The 19,515-nt window shown below is 68.8% G+C and carries 19 protein-coding genes and 3 tRNA genes; 17 read left to right on the top strand and 5 right to left on the bottom strand.

Annotated features, from left to right (window positions below):
• Window positions 1–59 precede the first annotated feature (59 nt).
• The 9 genes from dnaG (at window position 60) to IE069_RS09480 (ending at window position 7,515) form a co-directional block, all read left to right on the top strand.
• Window positions 60–1,994 carry a DNA primase gene (gene dnaG, locus IE069_RS09520; protein ID WP_189349899.1) on the top strand — a complete coding sequence of 645 codons (1,935 nt, stop codon included), beginning with the start codon at window positions 60–62 and terminating at the stop codon, window positions 1,992–1,994.
• Between the two features lie 87 nt (window positions 1,995–2,081).
• Window positions 2,082–2,154, top strand: a tRNA-Asn gene (locus IE069_RS09515).
• A 195-nt stretch (window positions 2,155–2,349) separates the two neighbouring features.
• Window positions 2,350–2,422: transfer RNA gene (locus IE069_RS09510), tRNA-Asn, on the top strand.
• 117 nt (window positions 2,423–2,539) lie between these two features.
• A complete protein-coding gene (locus IE069_RS09505) occupies window positions 2,540–3,226 on the top strand; it encodes a phage holin family protein (protein ID WP_189349898.1) in 687 nt (228 codons plus the stop codon).
• 23 nt (window positions 3,227–3,249) lie between these two features.
• Window positions 3,250–3,891, top strand: a complete 642-nt coding sequence (locus IE069_RS09500; RefSeq protein ID WP_189349897.1) for a CDP-alcohol phosphatidyltransferase family protein — start codon at window positions 3,250–3,252, stop codon at window positions 3,889–3,891.
• Window positions 3,879–4,778 carry a DMT family transporter gene (locus IE069_RS09495; RefSeq protein WP_189349896.1) on the top strand — a complete coding sequence of 300 codons (900 nt, stop codon included), beginning with the start codon at window positions 3,879–3,881 and terminating at the stop codon, window positions 4,776–4,778. The genes IE069_RS09500 and IE069_RS09495 overlap by 13 nt, the downstream gene beginning before the upstream one ends.
• Window positions 4,775–5,971 carry a glycosyltransferase gene (locus IE069_RS09490; protein ID WP_189349895.1) on the top strand — a complete coding sequence of 399 codons (1,197 nt, stop codon included), beginning with the start codon at window positions 4,775–4,777 and terminating at the stop codon, window positions 5,969–5,971. Before IE069_RS09495 ends, IE069_RS09490 begins: the two co-directional genes overlap by 4 nt.
• An 82-nt stretch (window positions 5,972–6,053) precedes the next feature.
• A tRNA-Ile gene (locus IE069_RS09485) sits at window positions 6,054–6,127 on the top strand.
• 116 nt (window positions 6,128–6,243) lie between these two features.
• On the top strand, window positions 6,244–7,515 hold the full coding sequence (locus tag IE069_RS09480; RefSeq protein WP_189349894.1) for a glycosyltransferase: 1,272 nt from the start codon (window positions 6,244–6,246) through the stop codon (window positions 7,513–7,515).
• On the opposite strand, the gene IE069_RS09475 is transcribed toward IE069_RS09480, so the two are convergent.
• A complete protein-coding gene (locus tag IE069_RS09475) occupies window positions 7,469–8,005 on the bottom strand; it encodes a murein hydrolase activator EnvC family protein (RefSeq protein ID WP_229791057.1) in 537 nt (178 codons plus the stop codon). The genes IE069_RS09480 and IE069_RS09475 overlap by 47 nt on opposite strands.
• A 467-nt stretch (window positions 8,006–8,472) precedes the next feature.
• Here IE069_RS09475 and rpsB point away from each other — a divergent pair, with 467 nt between their 5' ends.
• From rpsB to IE069_RS09445, 6 genes are all read left to right on the top strand, one after another.
• Entirely contained in the window at window positions 8,473–9,378 is a 906-nt protein-coding gene (gene rpsB, locus IE069_RS09470; protein ID WP_189349893.1) for a 30S ribosomal protein S2, read from the top strand.
• Window positions 9,379–9,489: 111 nt separating this feature from the next.
• Window positions 9,490–10,329, top strand: a complete 840-nt coding sequence (gene tsf / locus IE069_RS09465) for a translation elongation factor Ts (protein WP_189349892.1) — start codon at window positions 9,490–9,492, stop codon at window positions 10,327–10,329.
• Window positions 10,330–10,496: 167 nt separating this feature from the next.
• Window positions 10,497–11,258, top strand: coding sequence for a UMP kinase (pyrH, locus tag IE069_RS09460; protein ID WP_189349891.1), 762 nt, complete (start codon window positions 10,497–10,499; stop codon window positions 11,256–11,258).
• An 84-nt stretch (window positions 11,259–11,342) separates the two neighbouring features.
• Window positions 11,343–11,900, top strand: a complete 558-nt coding sequence (gene frr / locus IE069_RS09455) for a ribosome recycling factor (RefSeq protein WP_189349890.1) — start codon at window positions 11,343–11,345, stop codon at window positions 11,898–11,900.
• A complete protein-coding gene (locus tag IE069_RS09450) occupies window positions 11,900–12,778 on the top strand; it encodes a phosphatidate cytidylyltransferase (RefSeq protein WP_189349889.1) in 879 nt (292 codons plus the stop codon). Before frr ends, IE069_RS09450 begins: the two co-directional genes overlap by 1 nt.
• A gap of 161 nt (window positions 12,779–12,939) precedes the next feature.
• Window positions 12,940–13,509, top strand: coding sequence for a DivIVA domain-containing protein (locus IE069_RS09445; protein WP_189350029.1), 570 nt, complete (start codon window positions 12,940–12,942; stop codon window positions 13,507–13,509).
• On the opposite strand, the gene IE069_RS09440 is transcribed toward IE069_RS09445, so the two are convergent.
• Genes IE069_RS09440 through IE069_RS09425 form a run of 4 tightly spaced genes read right to left on the bottom strand, consistent with a single transcriptional unit; the run spans window position 13,506 to window position 17,271 of the window.
• Window positions 13,506–15,044, bottom strand: a complete 1,539-nt coding sequence (locus IE069_RS09440; RefSeq protein WP_189349888.1) for a sodium/solute symporter — start codon at window positions 15,042–15,044, stop codon at window positions 13,506–13,508. The two genes, IE069_RS09445 and IE069_RS09440, sit on opposite strands and share 4 nt — an antisense overlap.
• Window positions 15,045–15,047: 3 nt before the next feature.
• The gene (locus tag IE069_RS09435; RefSeq protein ID WP_189349887.1) at window positions 15,048–15,398 is read right to left on the bottom strand and encodes a hypothetical protein; all 351 of its coding nucleotides are present in this window, start codon (window positions 15,396–15,398) and stop codon (window positions 15,048–15,050) included.
• The gene (locus IE069_RS09430) at window positions 15,398–16,114 is read right to left on the bottom strand and encodes a LytR/AlgR family response regulator transcription factor (RefSeq protein WP_189349886.1); all 717 of its coding nucleotides are present in this window, start codon (window positions 16,112–16,114) and stop codon (window positions 15,398–15,400) included. Before IE069_RS09430 ends, IE069_RS09435 begins: the two co-directional genes overlap by 1 nt.
• A complete protein-coding gene (locus tag IE069_RS09425; protein ID WP_189349885.1) occupies window positions 16,111–17,271 on the bottom strand; it encodes a sensor histidine kinase in 1,161 nt (386 codons plus the stop codon). Before IE069_RS09425 ends, IE069_RS09430 begins: the two co-directional genes overlap by 4 nt.
• Window positions 17,272–17,470: 199 nt before the next feature.
• Here IE069_RS09425 and IE069_RS09420 point away from each other — a divergent pair, with 199 nt between their 5' ends.
• Complete coding sequence (locus IE069_RS09420) at window positions 17,471–17,839, top strand: DUF485 domain-containing protein (RefSeq protein WP_189349884.1); 369 nt, start codon at window positions 17,471–17,473, stop codon at window positions 17,837–17,839.
• Window positions 17,839–19,467 (top strand): monocarboxylic acid transporter, encoded by a 1,629-nt coding sequence (locus IE069_RS09415; RefSeq protein WP_189349883.1) that lies wholly within the window; start codon window positions 17,839–17,841, stop codon window positions 19,465–19,467. Before IE069_RS09420 ends, IE069_RS09415 begins: the two co-directional genes overlap by 1 nt.
• Window positions 19,468–19,515 lie beyond the last annotated feature (48 nt).

Raw genomic sequence — 19,515 nt, 5'->3', positions numbered from 1 at the left:
TGCGCCGAACATGTGGACAACGTGCCTCGGCGCCGCCGTCGGGACGTATCCTGTTAGGCATGGCCGGCCTGATTAAACGCGAAGACATCGACGAGGTCCGGGCGCGGACCAACATCAAGGACGTCGTCGAAGGGTACGTCACCCTCCGCTCGGCCGGCGTCGGATCGTACAAGGGCCTCTGCCCGTTCCACGACGAGCGCAGCCCGTCCTTCCACGTGCGCCCGCAGGTCGGGTCGTTCCACTGCTTCGGCTGTGGCGAGTCCGGCGACGTCATCTCCTTCATCCAGAAGATGGACCACACGACCTTCACCGAGACCGTCGAGCAGCTCGCCGCGAAGCTCGGCTACGAGCTGCGTTACGAGGACGGCGGCACCGGCCCGAGCCGGCAGGAGGTCGGCCGCCGCCAGCGGCTGCTGGATGCGCACAAACTGGCCGAGGAGTACTTCCGCCACCAGCTCGGCAGCCCTGAGGCGTCGATCGCCCGGCAGTTCCTGACCGGCCGCGGGTTCGACCAGGCCGCTGCGGAGCAGTTCGGGGTCGGCTACGCGCCGCAGGGGTGGGACCACCTGCTGAAGCACCTGCGGAGCAAGGGGTTCGGCGACGAGGAGCTCGGCCACACGGGAATGTTCTCCGAGGGCCAGCGGGGCATCTACGACCGCTTCCGCGGCCGGCTGATCTGGCCGATCCGCGACCTCACCGGCGCGACGATCGGCTTCGGTGCGCGCAAGCTGCACGAGGACGACAAGGGGCCCAAGTACCTGAACACCCCCGAGACGCAGCTCTACAAGAAGTCCCACGTCCTCTATGGCGTGGACCTGGCCAAACGCGAGATCACCAAGAACCGCCAGCTGATCGTCGTCGAGGGCTACACCGACGTGATGGCCTGCCACCTCTCCGGGGTGGGGACCGCGGTCGCGACGTGCGGCACCGCCTTCGGCGCCGACCACATCAAGATCGCGCGGCGGCTCCTGCAGGACGACGGGACCGGCGGCGAGGTCGTCTTCACCTTCGACGGCGACGAGGCCGGGCAGAAGGCCGCGCTGCGCGCCTTCGAGGAGGACCAGCGCTTCATCGCGCAGACCTACGTCTCCGTCGAGCCGAGCGGGGCGGACCCCTGCGACCTGCGCCAGCAGCGCGGTCCCGAGGCCGTCCGCGAGCTGATCGCCGCCAAGCGCCCCCTCTTCGAGTTCGCCATCAAGGCCGGGCTGAAGAAGTACGACCTCAACACCGTCGAGGGCCGGGTGCAGGCGCTGCGCGCCTCGGCACCGATCGTCGCCGAGATCCGCGACGCGGCCATGCGCCCGGCGTACACCCGCGAGCTGGCCGGCTGGCTCGGCATGGACATGGACGACGTCAACCGGGCGGTCTCATCGGCAGGCAAGAGGTCGCGGGCGACTGGCGGGCACGGCCCCGAGCGCGGCCGGAGCCAGCACGGCCAGGCCGAGGCGGCGCCGTCGCACGGGCAGGGCCGGCACGCACCCGCGGGCGGGGATGCCGAGGAAGCGGGGGAGCAGCCGGCCTTCGAGCTGCCCGACCCGCGCGACCCGGTGACGCGGATGGAGCGGGAGTCCCTCGAGGTCGTCCTGCAGCAGCCGGCCATGCTCACCCCGGAGCAGTGGCAGGCGTTCTACGAGGCGCGGTTCATGGCGCCGGCCCACGCGGCCATCCACGCGGCCATCCGAGCGGCCGGGGCGTCGGGAGTGGCACCGGCGCGGTGGGTCGAGTCCGTCCGCCAGGAAGTGCCGGAGCCGCTGCGACCGCTGGTCTCCGAGCTGGCCGTGCGCCCGCTGCCGGCGCATTCGGAGGAGGCGCTGGCCAGGTACTGCCGGGACATCATGAACAGGCTCTTCGAACTGCAGATCACCCACGTGAAGGCCGAGCTCATCGGCAGGCTGCAGCGGATGGACCCCTCCGGGGATCCAGAGGAGTTCCAGCGCATCAACCGGGAGCTGATGGAGCTGGAGATCCGCCGCCGGTCCCTGCGCGAGGAATGACTCTGCCCGGGTGTGATGCTGCCCGCACCGGAACCGGATCGATTTCCCGATCGGGTCGATCGTGTTGTAGAGTTGTACGCGTTGCTTTCCCCCGTAGCTCAATTGGCAGAGCATTCGACTGTTAATCGAAGGGTTACTGGTTCGAGTCCAGTCGGGGGAGCTTACAATCCCGGTCTTACCTTGTGAGGCCGGGATTTTTAATGCCCGGCCGCGACCGGTCCCGCACGCTGAACGGCGGATGCCGTCCCGCGCGGAGATCCGACCCCGGGATGGATCGTTTCCACTCGGCGGGGCATGGGGGATTCCCTGATTTTCGGTTCGGGGTTTTCCCCTGCTACTGTTGTGGACGCTTCTTTCCCCCGTAGCTCAATTGGCAGAGCATTCGACTGTTAATCGAAGGGTTACTGGTTCGAGTCCAGTCGGGGGAGCGCACCGGGCCGGGCCACCACGCTGGAAACAGCGCGGGGGCCCGGCCTTTTCATTTGGTAGCTTTGGTAAGGACAAGGGCCTTCCGAGGCCTGCAGGGACGACGAAGGAACCAATTCATGTCAGGAACCGAGACAGGACGCCGGGCAGCTTCGCCGATCAGCGTGATCAAGGATCTGGGCCGGCTGGTCCCGAAGCAGATCAACGACGAGATCCAGCTGGCGCTGCGGCAGCTCAAAGCGAAGGGCATCAACGTCGGCGTCGCAGCCGGCCTGGCCGTCGCCGCGCTGTTCTTCCTTTCGGCCATGGGCATCGCGCTCCTCGTCGCCGGCATCATGGGCCTGGCCGAGGTCATGCCCGCGTGGTTGGCCGCTCTCGTCGTCGCCGCATTCTTCCTCCTGCTGATCCTCATCCTGGTCGCGATCGCCGTGCCCAAGGCGAAGAAGGCCATGCCGCTCATGCCCGAGGACGCCCTGCGCGGCGTCAAGCACGACCTGGGCATCCTGAAGGAAGGCAGCTCCTTCGACGAGAAGACGCTCGACAAGCCCGAGGTCTCCAAGGAGGAGAAGGAGCGGCTCAAGGCCGAGAAGGACGCCGAGAAGGCCAAGAAGCAGTCCGAGAAGGACGAGCTCAGCTACGCCGACCTCAAGGCCCGTTCCGACGCCCGCCGCGCCCACCTCGCCGAGCTGCGCGACCGGCTCGGCAAGCAGGCCGGCAGCGCGGAGAAGACGGCCGAGAAGGCCTACGGCATCAAGGAGCGGCTGCAGAAGTTCCGTCCGGGTTCGGGCGGACCCGAGCACAAGTAGCGGGAAACCGGTTAGGGGGAGCCGTGCGGCTCATCGGGGCGGGTGCGCGCGATGACATCGAATACCGCGTACTCACGACGTTCTGGACGGTGCCGAATGTCATCACCGTCTTGCGGTTCTGCATGGTTCCGTTCTTCGTGTGGCTGGTCTTCCAGTCGGAGTTCGCGTGGGCCACGGCCATCCTCGCTGTCCTCGGCTCGACCGACTGGATCGACGGGTTCATCGCGCGCCGGTTCAACCAGATGTCGACCGTGGGAGCCTGGCTCGATCCCCTGGCCGACCGGATCTCCCTCTTCGTCGTAGCGTTCACGTTCGTCCTCGCCGGGATCGCCCCGGCGTGGCTCGTCTACGCGATCGTCGTCCCCGACGTCGTCCTGTTCGTCACCTCGCTGATCCTCTTCCGCGGCAGTCCCGAGCTGCCGGTGAGCGTGATCGGCAAGATCCGCACGGCGATCCTGCTCGTGGGCGCGCCGCTGCTGCTGCTGGGACAGGTCGAGTCCATCGGGAACACGGTGTACGACGGCGTCGCCACCATCGTGCTGGCGCTCGGCTGCGTGCTGCACATCATCGCGGCCGCCGGCTACTTCATCGCGGCCGTCCGGAAGCGGCGGCGCGAGCGCGGTGCCGACGGCTCCGCGCCAGCTGGCGGCTCATGGTCTGGCTAGCTGTCTCCTGTGCGGTCGTCGCCGCGTTCTTCCTGGCGTTCGGAGCGCAGCGGCAAGGGGTGGCCGTGAGGTCGACGACCGGTGGCCTGAACCTCGGGCACCGCGGCATCCTGCGCCTGCTGGCGAACCCGCGCTGGGTGCTCGGGCTGCTGCTCATGGGCGTCGGCATGATCCTCAACGTCTACGCGCTCGCCACGGCCCCGCTGACCGTCGTCCAGCCGATCGGCGCGATCGCCCTCGTGATCACCACGGTCGTGCACGCCCGGGAGATCGGCATCCGGCTCAACCGCCCCACGTTCCTGGCGATCATCGCCTGCGTCGGCGGCAGCATCGGATTCGTCCTGCTCGCGATCCAGGTCACCGAGCCGCACCCGACGATCAGCGCCCGCGAGGAGCTGATCATCGTGATGCTGCTCGCGATCGCCGTCGCGGTCCTCGGGTCGGTAGCCGTCGCGATGCGCCACCGTCCGAACGCCTTCTTCTACATCATGGGTGCCGGAGTGCTCTTCGGCTTCGTTGCGGTTCTCGTGCGCACGCTGGCGATCGGGCTGATCCAGTCGGAGGGCAACATCTTCGCCAACGTCTCCTGGCTGGTCGTGATCGCGGTGGTCGTCGCCGGGCTGCTCGGCAGCTACTTCGTGCAGAACGCCTACTCGCACGGCCCGCCGGACCTCGTCATCGCCGGCCTGACGGTCATCGACCCGATGGTCGGGATCGCGATCGGGATCGCCGTCCTGCGCGAATTGCGACCCGACGTCCCCGCCGTTGTTGCGATGTCCATGGCGGGCTTCGCCGCCGTTGCTATCGTGGGCGTCATCGCGCTTTCACGCCACCATCCAGACGCGCATCATCGCCGCACTGAGACCCACAACCCCAAGGAGTCTTGACCACTTTGTCCGGTGAAAAACCACTCAGAATCCTGATTGCTGCAGACACGTATCCGCCCGACGTCAACGGGGCGGCGGTCTTCTGCTACCGGCTGGCGACAGCGATGCATGCGCGGGGCCACGAGGTTCACATCGTGGCGGCACGGAACTGCTCCGGCCCCAGCACGGTCGACGTCCAGGCGGAGGCCACGGTCCACCGGGTCGCCTCCCACAGCGTCCCGACCCACGAGAGCCTGCGCATCTGCCTGCCCTGGCGGGCGAAGAAGGACATGGCGCGCATCATCGAGGCGGTGCGCCCCGACGTCGTGCACGTCCAGTGCCACTACATGATCGGCCAGGCCGCCGTGAACGAGGCGCGCAAGCGAGGCATCCGCCTCGTCGCCACGAACCACTTCATGCCCGAGAACCTGGATCCCTTCCTGCCCTTCCCGAAGTGGTTCAAGCGCATCGTCGCGAAGAACTCGTGGCGTGACATGGGCAAGATCATGGGCCGGGCTGACGTCGTCACCACGCCGACGCCGCTCGCCGCGGAGGCGATGCGCAGCAATGCGAACCTCACCCAGGTCCTGGCGCTGTCCAACGGCATCGACTCCGCCCAGTACGAGCTGTCTCCCGGGGAGCGGGCCGCACGCCGGGAGCACCCGACGATCCTCTGCGTCGGACGCCTGGCCGTGGAGAAGAACATCGACGTGCTGATCGACGCGTTGGCGAGGATGAAGTCGGCCCCGGAGGCCCACCTCGAGGTGATCGGCGGCGGCGAGCAGCGGGGTCATCTCGAGGAGTGCGCGGTCGCGGCCGGCGTCGCAGACCGCGTGCACTTCCGCGGTCACGTCGACGACGCCGAGCTGCGGTCCGCCTACCTCGCGGCCGACGTCTTCTGCCAGCCCGGCACCGCCGAACTCCAGTCGCTCGTGACCCTCGAGGCGCTCTCCGCCTCGCGACCAGTGGTCCTCGCCGATGCGATGGCGCTGCCGCACCTCGTCGACGACGGCGTCAACGGCTACCTCTTCGAGCCGGGCGACGCTGCAGACCTCGCAGCGAAGCTGGACCGGGTCCTCGCGCTGGACGAGGACGGACGGGCGCGCATGGGCGAGGCCGGCCACCTCAAGGCCGCCAAGCACAGTCAGGACAAGACCATGGGCACCTTCGAGGCGATCTACCGCGGGGCGGGCCTCGACGAGCTCGCCCCCTGACCGCCGGCCCGGCGGCCACACGGGGCCGTCCGGTGCCGGAATCGATATAGGATGGACCCCGCTGCCCGGGCGGCAGCGGTTCGGGGCGGTAGCTCAGTTGGTCAGAGCAGAGGACTCATAATCCTTGGGTCGTGGGTTCAAGCCCCACCCGCCCTACGGAAACCGGCCCCGGCGGATGCATTCGTGCGACGCATCCGCCGGAGGCCACCCGTCCTCCGCTGTGGCGGCGGGGCTGTTCCGCCCCGGTCGCCGCCCAGACGCGAAAGGCAACGATGGCAGACAGGACGCAGGCCCCGAGCCTGCACATCGCGGTCTTCGCCGACCAGCACCCGCACACGCTCGGCGGCATGCAGACGTCGGTGCTGCTGCAGCAGCGCTTCCTCGAACGGCTGGGCCACCGGGTGACGATCGTCGCCCCGCAGCTTCGGGGCGCCGCCCGTGGCGGACTACCGCAGTCGCGGTCGGTGATCGGCCTGCCGGGTGTTCCGCTGGGTCCCGGCGAATACTCGCTCAGCCTGCCGCGCCGGCGGCTCGACGAGCGCCTCGATCGCGCCTTCGACGACCGGCTGCCGGTCGACGTCGTCCATATCCAGGCCGATTTCTGGGGAGCCGTCATCGGCTACCGCTTCGCCCAGCGCCACGGTCTGCCCGTCGTCCACACGATGCACAACCGGGTCGACGTCGGACTGGCCGCGACCGTACCGTTCCCGCACCTCGTCCAGCGGGGATTCGGACTGGCGCAGCGCCGGCTGATGAAGCTGCAGGGCCCGGCTCCGCGGGACGCCTGGACTTATCTGCGCGGATTCACCGATGCCGCAGCGGCGGTGACGGCCCCCTCCACGCATTTCGCCGCGCTCCTCGAGGAGCACAACGTTTTCGAGCGAATCGACGTGATCCCGACGGGGCTCGACGACGACGTCGCCCGCAGCCTGATCGCAGTGCCGCCCGGCCCGGAGACGTGCGGTGAGCGGCCCCGCCTCGTCTGGACGGGCCGATTCAGCCCGGAGAAGCGGCTCCTCCCGTTCCTCGAGGCGGTCGTCGAATCGCGGCAGGGCGTCGACGTCCATGTCTTCGGCGACGGCGGTCAGCGCGCCAAAGCCGAGGCCCTGGTCGCCCGCTCGCTGCCCGGGAGCGCGAGCCGCGCCGGTGGCCCGCGGTTCGTCTTCCGCGGAAAGGTCCCGTACGAGCAGATGCTCGCGGAACTGGCCGCCGCGGATGTGCTCGTCCAGACGTCCATCGGCTTCGAGACCCAGGGGATGACCGTCTTCGAGGCCGCGGCGCTGGGGACCCCGACCATCTTGAGCGACCACCGGATCGCCGCCGATCTGCCCGGCGGCAGTTTCTGGCTGACCCCGGACGACTCCGTCTCAGGCCTGGCCGAGTCGATATCCGTCGCCGTCGCCCAGATCGGAGCCGGCCTGCGCTGGTCGGCCACCGAGGCGGGCCAGCTGATGCAGAGCCGGCAGACCGCGAAGATGCTCGACGTGTACCGGCGCGTCACGGCTCCGGAGGCGGAAGCAGGATCGACGGCCGGAGGTCTCTGATGGTCGGCAGGGGATCGGTGTACACCCCGTCGAGGCGCAGCCCCCAGTGCAGGCAACCCGAGCCGCAGTGCCCGCCGTCCGCGATATCGCCGACGACCTGACCCCGGGCGACCTCGTCGCCGACGTTGACGTCGGCCCGGACCGGTTCGAGGCTGGTGCGAAGCCCGTTCCCGTGGTCGATGCTGATCACGGGCCGGTCCACGACGACGCCTGCGAAGGCGACCGTTCCGGCCGCCGGAGAACGGACCTGGTCGCCGTGCGCAGCGACCAGATCGACACCGCGGTGCCCGGGCCCCCACGCCGACTCGGCTTCCTCGAAGGTCCGTGCGACAGACGGTGGACCGGCATCGCGGAGCGGCCAGGCCCAGCCGGAGGACCCCGCCGGATGCGGGCGGAGGCTAGAAGGTCCGTCGGGGAGGTCGGCCGCAGCCGCCGGCACCGATAGCAGGGCGGCCACCAGGGCCGCCGAGGCCGCGCAGGCTTCCATCATGCGGTGGGGGCGACTACGGGGCGGCAAGCGGTGCATGGGACGAGTCTGGCACCGGGGCGCGAGCTGCCGGAGCCGCGGGCCCGCGCTGTGGAGAAACGCCCGAGGCCGGCCGGCTGTGGACGACGAGTCGAGGGCCAGGGCACCGCCCGCCCTGTAGTACACTGGTGCGTGCAGTCGTCTGCCTCGATGCTATCTGCCTGCGCCCACGGGCGCGGACCGGAAGCGGAGAAGCAGCCGAGTGACTTCGCGTACAGCGTCTTCGCGTCCCACCACGGTTTCCGAGCTCGGGGTGGGGTGCGAATCCCTCAGCCAGCGGTCCGGTTCGCCCGGCAGGCTGCGGGAGCCGAGAGGCGACCTGTGCCAGGGGCGCCACCCACCAGGGGTGGAGAGCCATCCAACCCGAAAGACTAGGGCAGTTACCGCGGCCTCGCGAAGGTCGGTCCGCCACTGCCGGAAGGAGTGACGACATGCCAGTCGTTACCATGCGCCAGCTGCTCGACAGCGGCGTGCACTTTGGACACCAGACCCGCCGCTGGAACCCGAAGATGAAGCGTTTCATCTTCACCGAGCGCAACGGCATCTACATCATCGATCTGCAGCAGTCGCTGTCCTACATCGACCGCGCGTTCGAGTCCGTCAAGCAGACCGTGGCCCACGGCGGCACCGTCCTGTTCGTCGGCACCAAGAAGCAGGCTCAGGAAGCAATCGCCGAGCAGGCCACCCGCGTGAACCAGCCGTACGTCAACCAGCGTTGGCTCGGCGGCATGCTCACCAACTTCCAGACCGTTGCCAAGCGCGTGCAGCGCATGAAGGAACTGGAAGAGATCAACTTCGAGGATGTCGCCGGTTCCGGCCACACCAAGAAGGAGCTGCTGCTGCTCAAGCGCGAGCTGACCAAGCTGCAGTCGAACCTCGGCGGTATCCGCAACCTGACCAAGACTCCGTCGCTGCTGTGGATCGTCGACACCAAGAAGGAGCACCTGGCCGTCGACGAGGCGCAGAAGCTGGGCATCCCGATCGTCGCGATCCTCGACACCAACTGCGATCCGGACGACGTCGCCTTCCCGATCCCGGGCAACGACGACGCCATCCGCTCCGTCAACCTGCTGACCCGCGTTGTCGCCGACGCCGTTGCCGAGGGCCTCATCGCCCGCAACAACAAGGCTTCGGGCAACACGGAGGCACCGGCGGAGCCGCTGGCCGAGTGGGAGCGCGAGCTCCTCGAGGGCAAGCAGGCAGAAGAGGCCGCGACGGCTGCTGAGGCTCCGGCCGAGGAAGCCCCGGCCGAGAAGGCTGCCGAGGCTCCGGCCGAGGAAGCTGCCGAGGCTCCGGCCGAAGAGGCCACCGAGGCACCTGCCGAGGATGCCAAGTAACCTCATGATGTAGAAGCCGGCGGGGTCACACCCCGCCGGCTTTTCACAGACCGGGCCCGCGAGGGCCCACCCCGTAGAAACTTCGACAAACCACAACGAATGGGGTTGTACATGGCTAACTACACCGCTGCTGACATCAAGGCCCTGCGCGAGCGCACCGGCGCCGGCATGATGGACGTCAAGAAGGCTCTCGACGAGGCCGACGGCAATTTCGACAAGGCCATCGAGGTCATCCGCATCAAGGGCCTCAAGGGCGCCACGAAGCGCGAAGGCCGTTCGACGGCCGAAGGCCTCGTGACAGCCAAGGTCGTCGACGGGACCGTCGGCGTCATGGTCGAGGTCAACTGCGAGACCGACTTCGTCGCCAAGTCCGACAAGTTCGTCGCGCTGGCCGACAAGGTGCTGGAGACGGCCGTCGCCTCCGGCGCCGCCGACGTCGAGGCCCTCCAGGCTGCCGACGTCGACGGCAAGCCGCTGGCCGAGTACGTCATCGAAGAAGGCGCGACCCTGGGCGAGAAGGTCGTCGTCCGCCGCGTCTCCCGCATCGAGGGCGGTCAGGTCGACGCCTACCTGCACAAGACGTCCAAGGACCTGCCCGCTCAGGTCGGCGTCCTGATGGCCGTCGACAAGGCCGGGGAAGAGGCTGCTGCCGCTGCCCACGACATTGCCGTGCACGCTGCTGCGATGGCTCCGACCTACCTGTCGCGCGACGAGGTCCCGGCCGAGACGGTCGAGAACGAGCGCCGCGTGGCCGAGGAGACCGCCAAGGCCGAGGGCAAGCCGGAGGCCGCGATGATCAAAATCGTCGAAGGGCGTCTGACCGGCTTCTACAAGGAGATCGTCCTGACGGACCAGGCGTTCGCCAAGGACACCAAGAAGACCGTCGGCAAGGTGCTCGAGGAAGCCGGCGTTGCTGCTACCGCCTTCACTCGTTTCCGCGTAGGCTCCTAGTCAGATATCCGGCGGTCGGCACAACCGCCCGCCCGCACGAACGGTAGAGGGGGTGGCCACCAACAAGGTGGCCACCCCTTTTCCCTGCCCCCTGCCATGCACGGGGCGAAGACAGTCAACGACCACGGCGCGACCATCCCGGTGGCGAGCGAACAGGGGAGGGCCCAATGGACAAGGTCACTGCGGAACAGACGAGCACTGACGAGACCTCGGCGCACGACGGCGGAACGCGGCGTCGCGTTCTGCTGAAGCTCTCCGGCGAGGTCTTCGGCGGCGGCAAGCTGGGCGTCGATCCCGAGACCGTGCAGGCCGTGGCGGAGCAGATCGCGCAGACGGTCGGCACGGTCGAGACCGCCATCGTCGTCGGCGGCGGAAACTTCTTCCGTGGGGCCGAGCTCTCCCAGTCCGGCATGGACCGCTCCCGCGCCGACTACATGGGGATGCTCGGAACCGTGATGAACTGCCTCGCGCTCCAGGACTTCCTCGAGCAGGCCGGCGTCGACACCCGCGTCCAGTCGGCGATCTCGATGGCCCAGGTCGCCGAGGCCTACATTCCCCGCCGCGCCATCCGGCACCTGGAGAAGGACCGCGTCGTCATCTTCGGCGCCGGAGCCGGCCTGCCGTACTTCTCCACCGACACCGTCGCCGCGCAGCGCGCGCTCGAGGTCCGGGCCGACGAGGTCCTGATGGCCAAGAGCGGGGTCGACGGCGTCTACAGCGCGGATCCGAAGAAGGACCCGACCGCGGTCAAGCTCGAGAGCCTGACCTACGATGAAGCGCTGTTGAAGAACATCCGCGTCATGGACCAGACGGCGATGACGATGTGCAAGGACAACAATCTGGCCATGCGCGTGTTCGGCATGGAAGGCGACGGCAACGTGACGAACGCCCTGCTCGGCGAACCGCTGGGCACACGCGTCACGGTCTAGCGGTCACCTGACATAGGATGAAAACGAGTCCATCCACAGATCCGGCCTGTCCGCCCGTGGCAGGCGACGACAAGGAGTATTGACGTGATTGACGAGACCCTGGCAGATGCCACCGACAAGATGGAACGCACTGTGGAGGCGGCGAAGGAGGACTTCGCGTCCATCCGGACCGGCCGCGCCAACCCGAGCCTCTACGCGAAGGTCATGGTCGACTACTACGGCTCGATGACCCCGCTGCAGCAGTTGGCCTCCTTCGCGGTCACCGACGCGCGCACGATCCTCATCACCCCGTACGACGTCTCCGCGCTGCGTGCGATCGAGAGGGCCCTCTCCGACTCCGAGATCGGCGCGAACCCGTCCAACGACGGCAAGGCCATCCGCGTGGTTCTGCCCGAGCTGACAGCCGAGCGCCGCAAGGAGTACGTCAAGGTCGTACGCGGCAAGGGCGAGGACGCCAAGGTGGCCCTCCGCAACCACCGCCGCAAGGCCAAGGACGGCATCGACAAGCTCGTGAAGGACGGCGAAGTCGGCGAGGACGACGGAAACCGCGGCGAGAAGGAGCTGGACGCGCTGACCAAGAAGCACGTCGACATCATCGACGAGATGCTCAAGCGCAAGGAAACGGAGCTGCTGGAAGTCTGATGACTTCTCCTGCGGAGCCGGCTTCACGACGTTCGCGGAGAGCAGCGCGTGCGGCGCCATCGCGGGCCGGGAGGAACCTCCCGGCCGCGATCGCGGTCGGCCTCATCCTCCTCGCCGTCGTCCTGGCGGGGCTCTTCCTCTTCCCGGTCGCGTTCGTTGCGACCGTCGCCGTCTTCGGCGTCTTCGGATGCTGGGAGGTTGCGCGCGCGCTCAACGTCGCAGACGTCGACGTCCCGCTCGTGCCGTTGGCCGCGGGATCTGTCGCTCTTCCCTTCGCCGCCCACTACGGCGGCGCGGAGGCCCTCGGATTCGGCGTGGCCGGTACCGTCGTCCTCATCGTGCTCTGGCGTCTCATCGAAGGCGGCTCCGGGGTCGTCAAATCCATCACCGCCTCCACCGGCGTGTTCCTGTGGGTGCCGTTCCTGATGAGCTTCGCGGTCCTGCTGTTCGCGCAGGAGAAGGGCCCCTTCATGGTGGCCACCATGCTGCTGCTCGTGGTCGCCAACGACACCTTCGGCTACCTGGTCGGGGCGTTCTTCGGCAAGCACGCCATGGCGCCGAAGATCAGCCCCAAGAAGTCCTGGGAGGGCTTCGCGGGTTCGATCGCCGGGGCCACGCTCGTCGCGATCGGCGCGGCGGTCTTCCTGCTGGAGGTTCCATGGTGGGTCGGCGTGCCGCTGGCCGTCGCGACCGTCGCCGCCGCAACGACCGGCGACCTGTCCGAATCGATGGTCAAGCGCGAGCTCGGTATCAAGGACATGAGCAATCTGCTGCCCGGTCACGGCGGCGTCATGGACCGTCTCGACTCGATCGTCTTCGCCGCGCCGGCCGCCTATCTGATGGCGGTTGTGCTGGCGCCCGCGATCCAGACGCTGTAGCGGGAACGGGCCGCGGGCGCATCCGCTCGGGAACGGCGAGAAATCGGTACTATAGTCATGAGGGGACCCGCACGGCCTCAGCCGCGGATCCACCGTGAGAAAACGACCACCGCAACCGGTACGAACCGGAGCTAGAGGGACAATTCGTGAGCCAGCCAGACATGCGCCAAGCCACCCTGCCGTTCGAGACGGTGGCAGCATCCGAATACGGGTACAACATCGAGCAGGTCGATGAGTTCCTGGCGCGGGCTCGCGGTACGTTCAACGGCACGGGCTCCGACGACGAGGTCGTCACGAGCCACCTCGTCCGCCGTACCGCATTCGACCCGCAGAAGGGCGGGTACGACGCCCGCACCGTCGACGCCGCGCTCGACCGCCTCGAGGACGTCTTCGCCAAGCGCGAGCGCGAGGCCCTCGTCGAGGCCGAGGGGGAGGAAGCCTGGCTGCAGCAGGTCGGACGCCTCTCCACCATCCTGCGCGGGCGCCTGCACCGGCAGCCGGGCGAGCGCTTCCGCCGGCCCTCCCGCCGGAACGTCTCCAGCTACAACGTCGAAGACGTCGACGCGTTGTGCGACGAACTGCTGGACTACTTCGAGAAGGATGCCCCGATGAGCGTCGACTCCGTCCGCCGCGCCAGCTTCCGCGAGGCGCAGGGGCAGGACGGATACGAGGAGAGCCAGGTGGACGCCTTCCTCGACCGCGTTGTCGAACTGATGGCCTCGATCGACTAGAACTCCCGCTCGTACCGCTCCTCCGGTACATGCAGCAGGGCCATGACCCGCTGGGCGCGCCGAGCCTGCGCGCCGGCCCGACCCGTCTCGGACCGGTCCCCGGCGGTCTCCCACCTGGAGACCGCGACCGTCACGATGAACGCCAGCGGCACCGTCAGCGCGGCCGGGTGCTCGCAGATCTGCACGACGACGTCGGGCAACCGCAGCGTGCTGGCCGCGAGCAGGGCGCCACCGCAGGCGACCGCGCCGGTGAGCATGCCCGCGACTGCTCCGCGCGCGGTGAGCCCCCGCCACCAGATGCCCAGCAGCAGCAGCGGGCAGATCGTCGATGCAGTGAAGGCGAACACCGAGCCGATCGCGCCGGCCAGGGCGAAGCTGCGCGTCGCCAGGGCCAGCAGCAGGGGCACGGCGCAGGCCAGCAGGGTGGCGATGCGGAAGCCGCGCACGGTCCCCTTGAACAGGTCCTGGCTCATGACCCCGGCCAGGGAGACCACGAGCCCCGACGTCGTGGAGAGGAACGCCGCGAACGCGCCCCCGATGACGAACGCCGAGAGCAGGTCCCCGGCGACGCCACCGACGATCGCGCTCGGCAGCAGCAGGACCGTCGCATCGGCGTTGCTGCTCGAGGCCAGGTCCGGCAGCCAGGTCCGGCCGAGCACCCCCAGGATCGTGGGGAACACGTAGAAGAGGGAGAGCAGGCCCAGCACGATCGCGGTCGTGCGCCGCGCACTCGGACCGTCGGGGTTCGTGTAGAAGCGCACGAGCACGTGGGGCAGCCCGAGCGTGCCGAACAGCAGGGCGACGATGAGCGAGATCGTCTGGAACAGGCTGAGCTGGCCGCCGCTGACGGCGGACGAGCCCGGCTCCGACCCGTCGGCGGGCAGGGCGTCGAAGGCGGCCCCGCCGGCCGTGGCGGACTCGCCGACGACCCCCAGGTGGATCAGCAGGAAGATCGTCGGGACGGCCAGGGCCAGGAGCTTGAGCCAGTACTGGAAGGCCTGCACGAACGTGATCGAGCGCATGCCGCCGGCCAGCACCGTCACGCAGACGATGCACATGACGGCGACGGCGCCCACCCAGGACGGCAGCGGCGTCGTGATCCCCAGGGTGAGGGCGGCGCCGTGCAGCTGCGGGACGATGTACATCCAGCCGACCACGACGACGAGCGCGCTCGTGACGAGGCGCGGAAGCCGGCCGCCGACGCGGATCTGCGCGAAGTCCGGCAGCGTGTAGGCGCCGGACCGGCGCAGGGGAGCGGCGACGAACAGCAGCAGCATCAGGTAGCCGGCGGTGTACCCGATCGGGAACCAGAGGCCGTCCTGGCCGGAGACGACGATGAGTCCGGCGACGCCGAGGAAGCTGGCCGCGGACAGGTACTCGCCGCCGATCGCCGACGCGTTCCACCAGGGCTTCACGGTGCGCGAGGCGACGTAGAAGTCGCTCGTGGTGCGCGAGAGCCGCAGCCCGTTGAAGGCGATGAGGACGGTGGCGGCCGTGACGACGGCGACGGCGATGAGGGCGGTGGAAGACTGCACGGCTCACCTCCCGGCCAGGTCGCGGTAGCGCTGCTCGTTCCGCTCGGAGGCGCGGTTGTACAGCGCCGCCCCGACCCAGATGAGCGGGTACACGCCCACGCCCAGGAGCAACCAGGGCAGCGGGATGGTGGCGAGGCGCATGTTGTGGATCTGCGGCCAGAACGTGATGAGCACGGCCAGGAGGACCAGGACCACGATGAACCCGACCGCTACCGACATCGCCAGCCGCAGCTGCGACCGGATGAGCGAGCGGACGTAGAAGTCCTCGGGCGAGCCGGCGCGCGCGCCGGAGACGAGACGCGGGGCGGCGTCCGCCGGCGCGGTGACCCGCACGCGTTCGGGCCGCGACTCCATCAGAGGGGCCTCACGCGGTGGGCCTCGAGGCGTTCGCGCAGGTTCGGCAGGGCGCGGCGGCTGACCGGCAGCTCGAGGGCGCCGATCGTGACGGCCGCCTTGCCGGGCTGCAGCTTGACCCGGCCGATGTGGTCCATGGCCACGAGGTAACCGCGGTGGATCCTGACGAAGCCGGCTCCCGACCACTGCTGCTCGAGGTCGCCCAGGGGCACCCTGATCAGGTAGCTGCCCTCCCGGGTGTGCAGCCGGGCGTAGTCGCCCTGGGCCTGGACGTGGGTGATCTCGTCGCGGCGGATCATCTTGGTGACGCCGCCCTGGTCGACGGTGACGAGTTCCGGCGCGTCGGCGTCGTCCTCGACTGTCTCGCAGACGCGGCGCACCGATTCGGCCAGCCGTTCCGGGCGGATGGGCTTGAGGATGTAGTCGACGGCGGCCAACTCGAAGGCCTCGAGCGCCTGGGCCTCGTCGGCCGTCACGAACACGACCGCCGGCGGACGGGTGAACCGGGAGATGACGCGGGCGATGTCGAGGCCGGTGAGCGCCGGCATGTGGATGTCGAGGAAGAGGGCATCGACGTCGAACTCCTCGAGGGCCTTCAGCGCCTCGGCTCCGGAGGTGGCGCGGTGGACCGTGCCGATGCGCGGGTCCTTGGCGAGGAGGAAGGCGAGCTCCTCGACTGCGGGGAGCTCGTCATCGGCGACGACAACGTTGATCATGAGTCCAGTTTAGGGGTGCGGAATTTCGGCAACCGCACCGTGATCAGGGTGCCGGCGCCCTCGGCGGTGTCGACGACGAGCCCGTTCTCGGGTCCGTAGAGCTGGCGGAGGCGCACGTCGACGTTGCGCAGGCCCACGTGCTCCCCGTCGGCCCGGCTGCCGAGTAGGCCGCGCAGCTCCTCCGGGTCCATGCCGACGCCGTCGTCCTCGATGGTGATGACGGCGTGCTGGCCCGCGTCGGCGGCCGTGATCTTGATGAGCCCGCCGTCGGCCTTGCCCTCGAGGCCGTGCCGCACGGCGTTCTCCACGAGCGGCTGCAGACTCAGGAACGGGATGACGGTGCTGAGGACCTCTGGCGCGATCTCGAGGCTGACCCGGATCCGCTCGCCGAAGCGGGCCTTCTCGAGCAGCAGGTAGCGGTCGATCGCCGTGAGCTCCTCGGCCAGGGTCGTGAAGTCGCCGTGGCGCCGGAACGTGTAGCGGGTGAAGTCGGCGAACTCGACGACGAGCTCGCGGGCACGCTGCGGATCCGTGTTGATGAACGAGGCGATCGCGCCGAGGGAGTTGTAGATGAAGTGGGGGCTGATCTGGGCCCGGAGCGCCTTCACCTCGGCCTCGGCCAGGCGCGCTCGGGACTCGTCGAGCTCGGCGAGCCCGACATGCGCCGCTACCCAGGCGGCGACCTCGCTGCCCGCGCGAACGAGCCCGGAATCGGCCTTGGCGGCGAAGGCGATCACGGTGCCCATGATCCGGTCCTGGACCACGATGGGCGCGCACACCGCGTCCCAGTCCTTCTCGTGCACGACCTGCGTTCGGGCCGCGGCGATCGTCTGCGCCGCCAGGGCGGGCACGTCCACGTCCGGCAGGGTCCCGTCGGCGGCGAGCACCGCCGTCGTATCCGTGACGGCGAGGCCCGGGCAGCCGAGCAGCTCGCGCAGGTGGCGGCTGGCGCGCCCGGCGCCCTCCTCGTCGAGGCCGTTGGCCAGGTGGGGTGCGGCGAGCGAGACGGTGTGCAGGGTCTGGAAGGTCGCCCGGTCGGCGTCGGTGCCGAGATCGCGCTGGGCCTGGAACATCTTGAGCCCCACGAAGACGACGACTGCGGCAGCCACGACGATGATCGAGACGATCAGGGTGGTCTCGAGGGCGGGCGACATCATGGGCACCAGCGTACCGACCGATCCGGCCGGTGCGGTCGCGGCCGCCGTTCACCGGCCGGGGCGACCGCTCGGCGCATCACAGCGACCGTTCGACGGTCGCGGCCTGAGACCTGATTCACAGACGCCCCCTGGTAGGCCAGAGTGATGGTGATCACACGCGGCCCCTCGTCGGGGCGAGCGCAATGTCAAGGAGGAAAACATGGGTACTCAACCCACCCCGGACGAGGTCCGGGACGCGGAGGCCGCCGGCGAGCTGGCCGACGTCGACTTCCGCGGAACCCAGTCGTCGGAGAAGTTCCAGAAGCTGCGCCGCACCCACCGCGGCTTCGTCTTCCCGATGGCCGTCGTCTTCATCGTCTGGTACTTCATGTACGTCGTTCTGGCGGCGTTCGCCCCCGAATTCATGGCGATCCCGGTTTCGGGCAACATCAACGTGGGCATCCTGCTGGGCCTGCTCCAGTTCGTCTCCACGTTCGGCATCACCGCCGCCTACGTGTCCTTCGCGAACCGGAAGCTGGATCCCCAGGCGTCCGCCCTTCGCGCCGATCTCGAGGGGGATTCCAAGTAATGAACACGAACCTCATCCCGCTGGCCGCGGCCGCCGAGCAGTCCTCGGTCGGCAACCCCTGGGTCAACATCACGATCTTCGGCCTCTTCGTGGCCGTGACGCTCGTCGTCGTGCTGCGTGCCTCGAAGAACAACAAGACCGCCGCGGACTACTACGCCGGCGGGCGCTCCTTCACGGGCGGCCAGAACGGCACCGCCATCGCCGGCGACTACCTCTCGGCCGCCTCGTTCCTCGGCATCGTCGGCGCGATCGCCATCAACGGCTACGACGGCTTCCTGTATTCCATCGGCTTCCTCGTCGCCTGGCTCGTCGCGCTCCTGCTCGTCGCCGAGCTGTTGCGCAACACCGGCAAGTTCACCATGGCGGACGTGCTCTCCTTCCGGCTGAAGCAGAAGCCGGTCCGCATCGCCGCGGCGATCACCACCATGGCGGTCTGCCTGTTCTACCTGCTCGCGCAGATGGCGGGCGCCGGTGGACTCGTGTCCCTGCTGCTCGGCATCGACGACAAGCTGGGCCAGTCGCTCGTCATCGTCGTCGTGGGTGCCCTGATGATCATGTACGTCCTCATCGGCGGCATGAAGGGCACCACCTGGGTGCAGATCATCAAGGCCTGCCTGCTGATCGCCGGCGCCTTCATCATGACCATCTGGGTCCTGTCGATGTACGGCTTCAACCTCTCCGCGATCATGGGCGACGCCGCCGCCATGGCCGGCGGCAACGAGGACCTGTTCAAACCCGGACTCAAGTACGGCGAGAACATCACCACCAAGATGGACTTCATCTCGCTGGCGCTCGCGCTCGTGCTCGGCACGGCCGGCCTGCCGCACGTGCTGATGCGCTTCTACACGGTTCCGACGGCGAAGGAGGCCCGCCGCTCGGTGGTCTGGGCCATCTGGCTCATCGGCGCGTTCTACCTCTTCACCCTGGTCCTCGGGTACGGCGCCGGCGCGCTGCTCGGCCCGGAGCGGATCCAGAACGCGCCCGGCGGCGTGAATTCCGCGGCCCCGCTGCTGGCGTTCGAACTCGGCGGGTCACTGCTGCTGGGCATCATCTCCGCGGTCGCCTTCGCCACGATTCTGGCGGTCGTCGCGGGTCTGACGATCACGGCGTCGGCGTCGTTCGCCCACGACGTCTACGCCAACGTCATCGCCAAGGGCAGGACCACCCCGGAGAAGGAGGTCAAGGTCGCCCGGCGCACCGTCGTCGTGATCGGCGTCCTCGCCATCCTGGGCGGCATCGGCGCGCAGGGGCAGAACGTCGCCTTCCTCGTGGCGCTGGCCTTCGCGGTCGCGGCGTCGGCGAACCTGCCGACGATCCTCTACTCGCTGTTCTGGCGCCGTTTCACCACGCAGGGTGCCGTCTGGTCGATGTACGGCGGCCTGGGGTCGGCGCTGCTGCTGATCGTCTTCTCGCCGGTGATGTCCGGCCTGGAGACCTCGATGATCCCGGCAGCGGACTTCGCCCTCTTCCCGCTCACCAACCCGGGTCTGGTCTCGATCCCGCTGGCCTTCCTCCTCGGCTGGCTCGGTTCGAAGCTCGACAAGGACGGTGAGGACCCCCGCATCCAGGCGGAGATGGAGGTCCGCTCGCTCACGGGCGTCGGCGCCGAGAAGGCGGTCGACCACTAGCCCCTCGCCGCACCCGGAAACCGCCGGCGCCCCGTACGAGAAATCGTG

This window comes from Zhihengliuella salsuginis, from assembly GCF_014651715.1.
In the GTDB taxonomy this organism is placed as follows: Bacteria; Actinomycetota; Actinomycetes; order Actinomycetales; family Micrococcaceae; genus Zhihengliuella; species Zhihengliuella salsuginis.
This window is presented reverse-complemented; position numbering and strand designations above follow the sequence as displayed.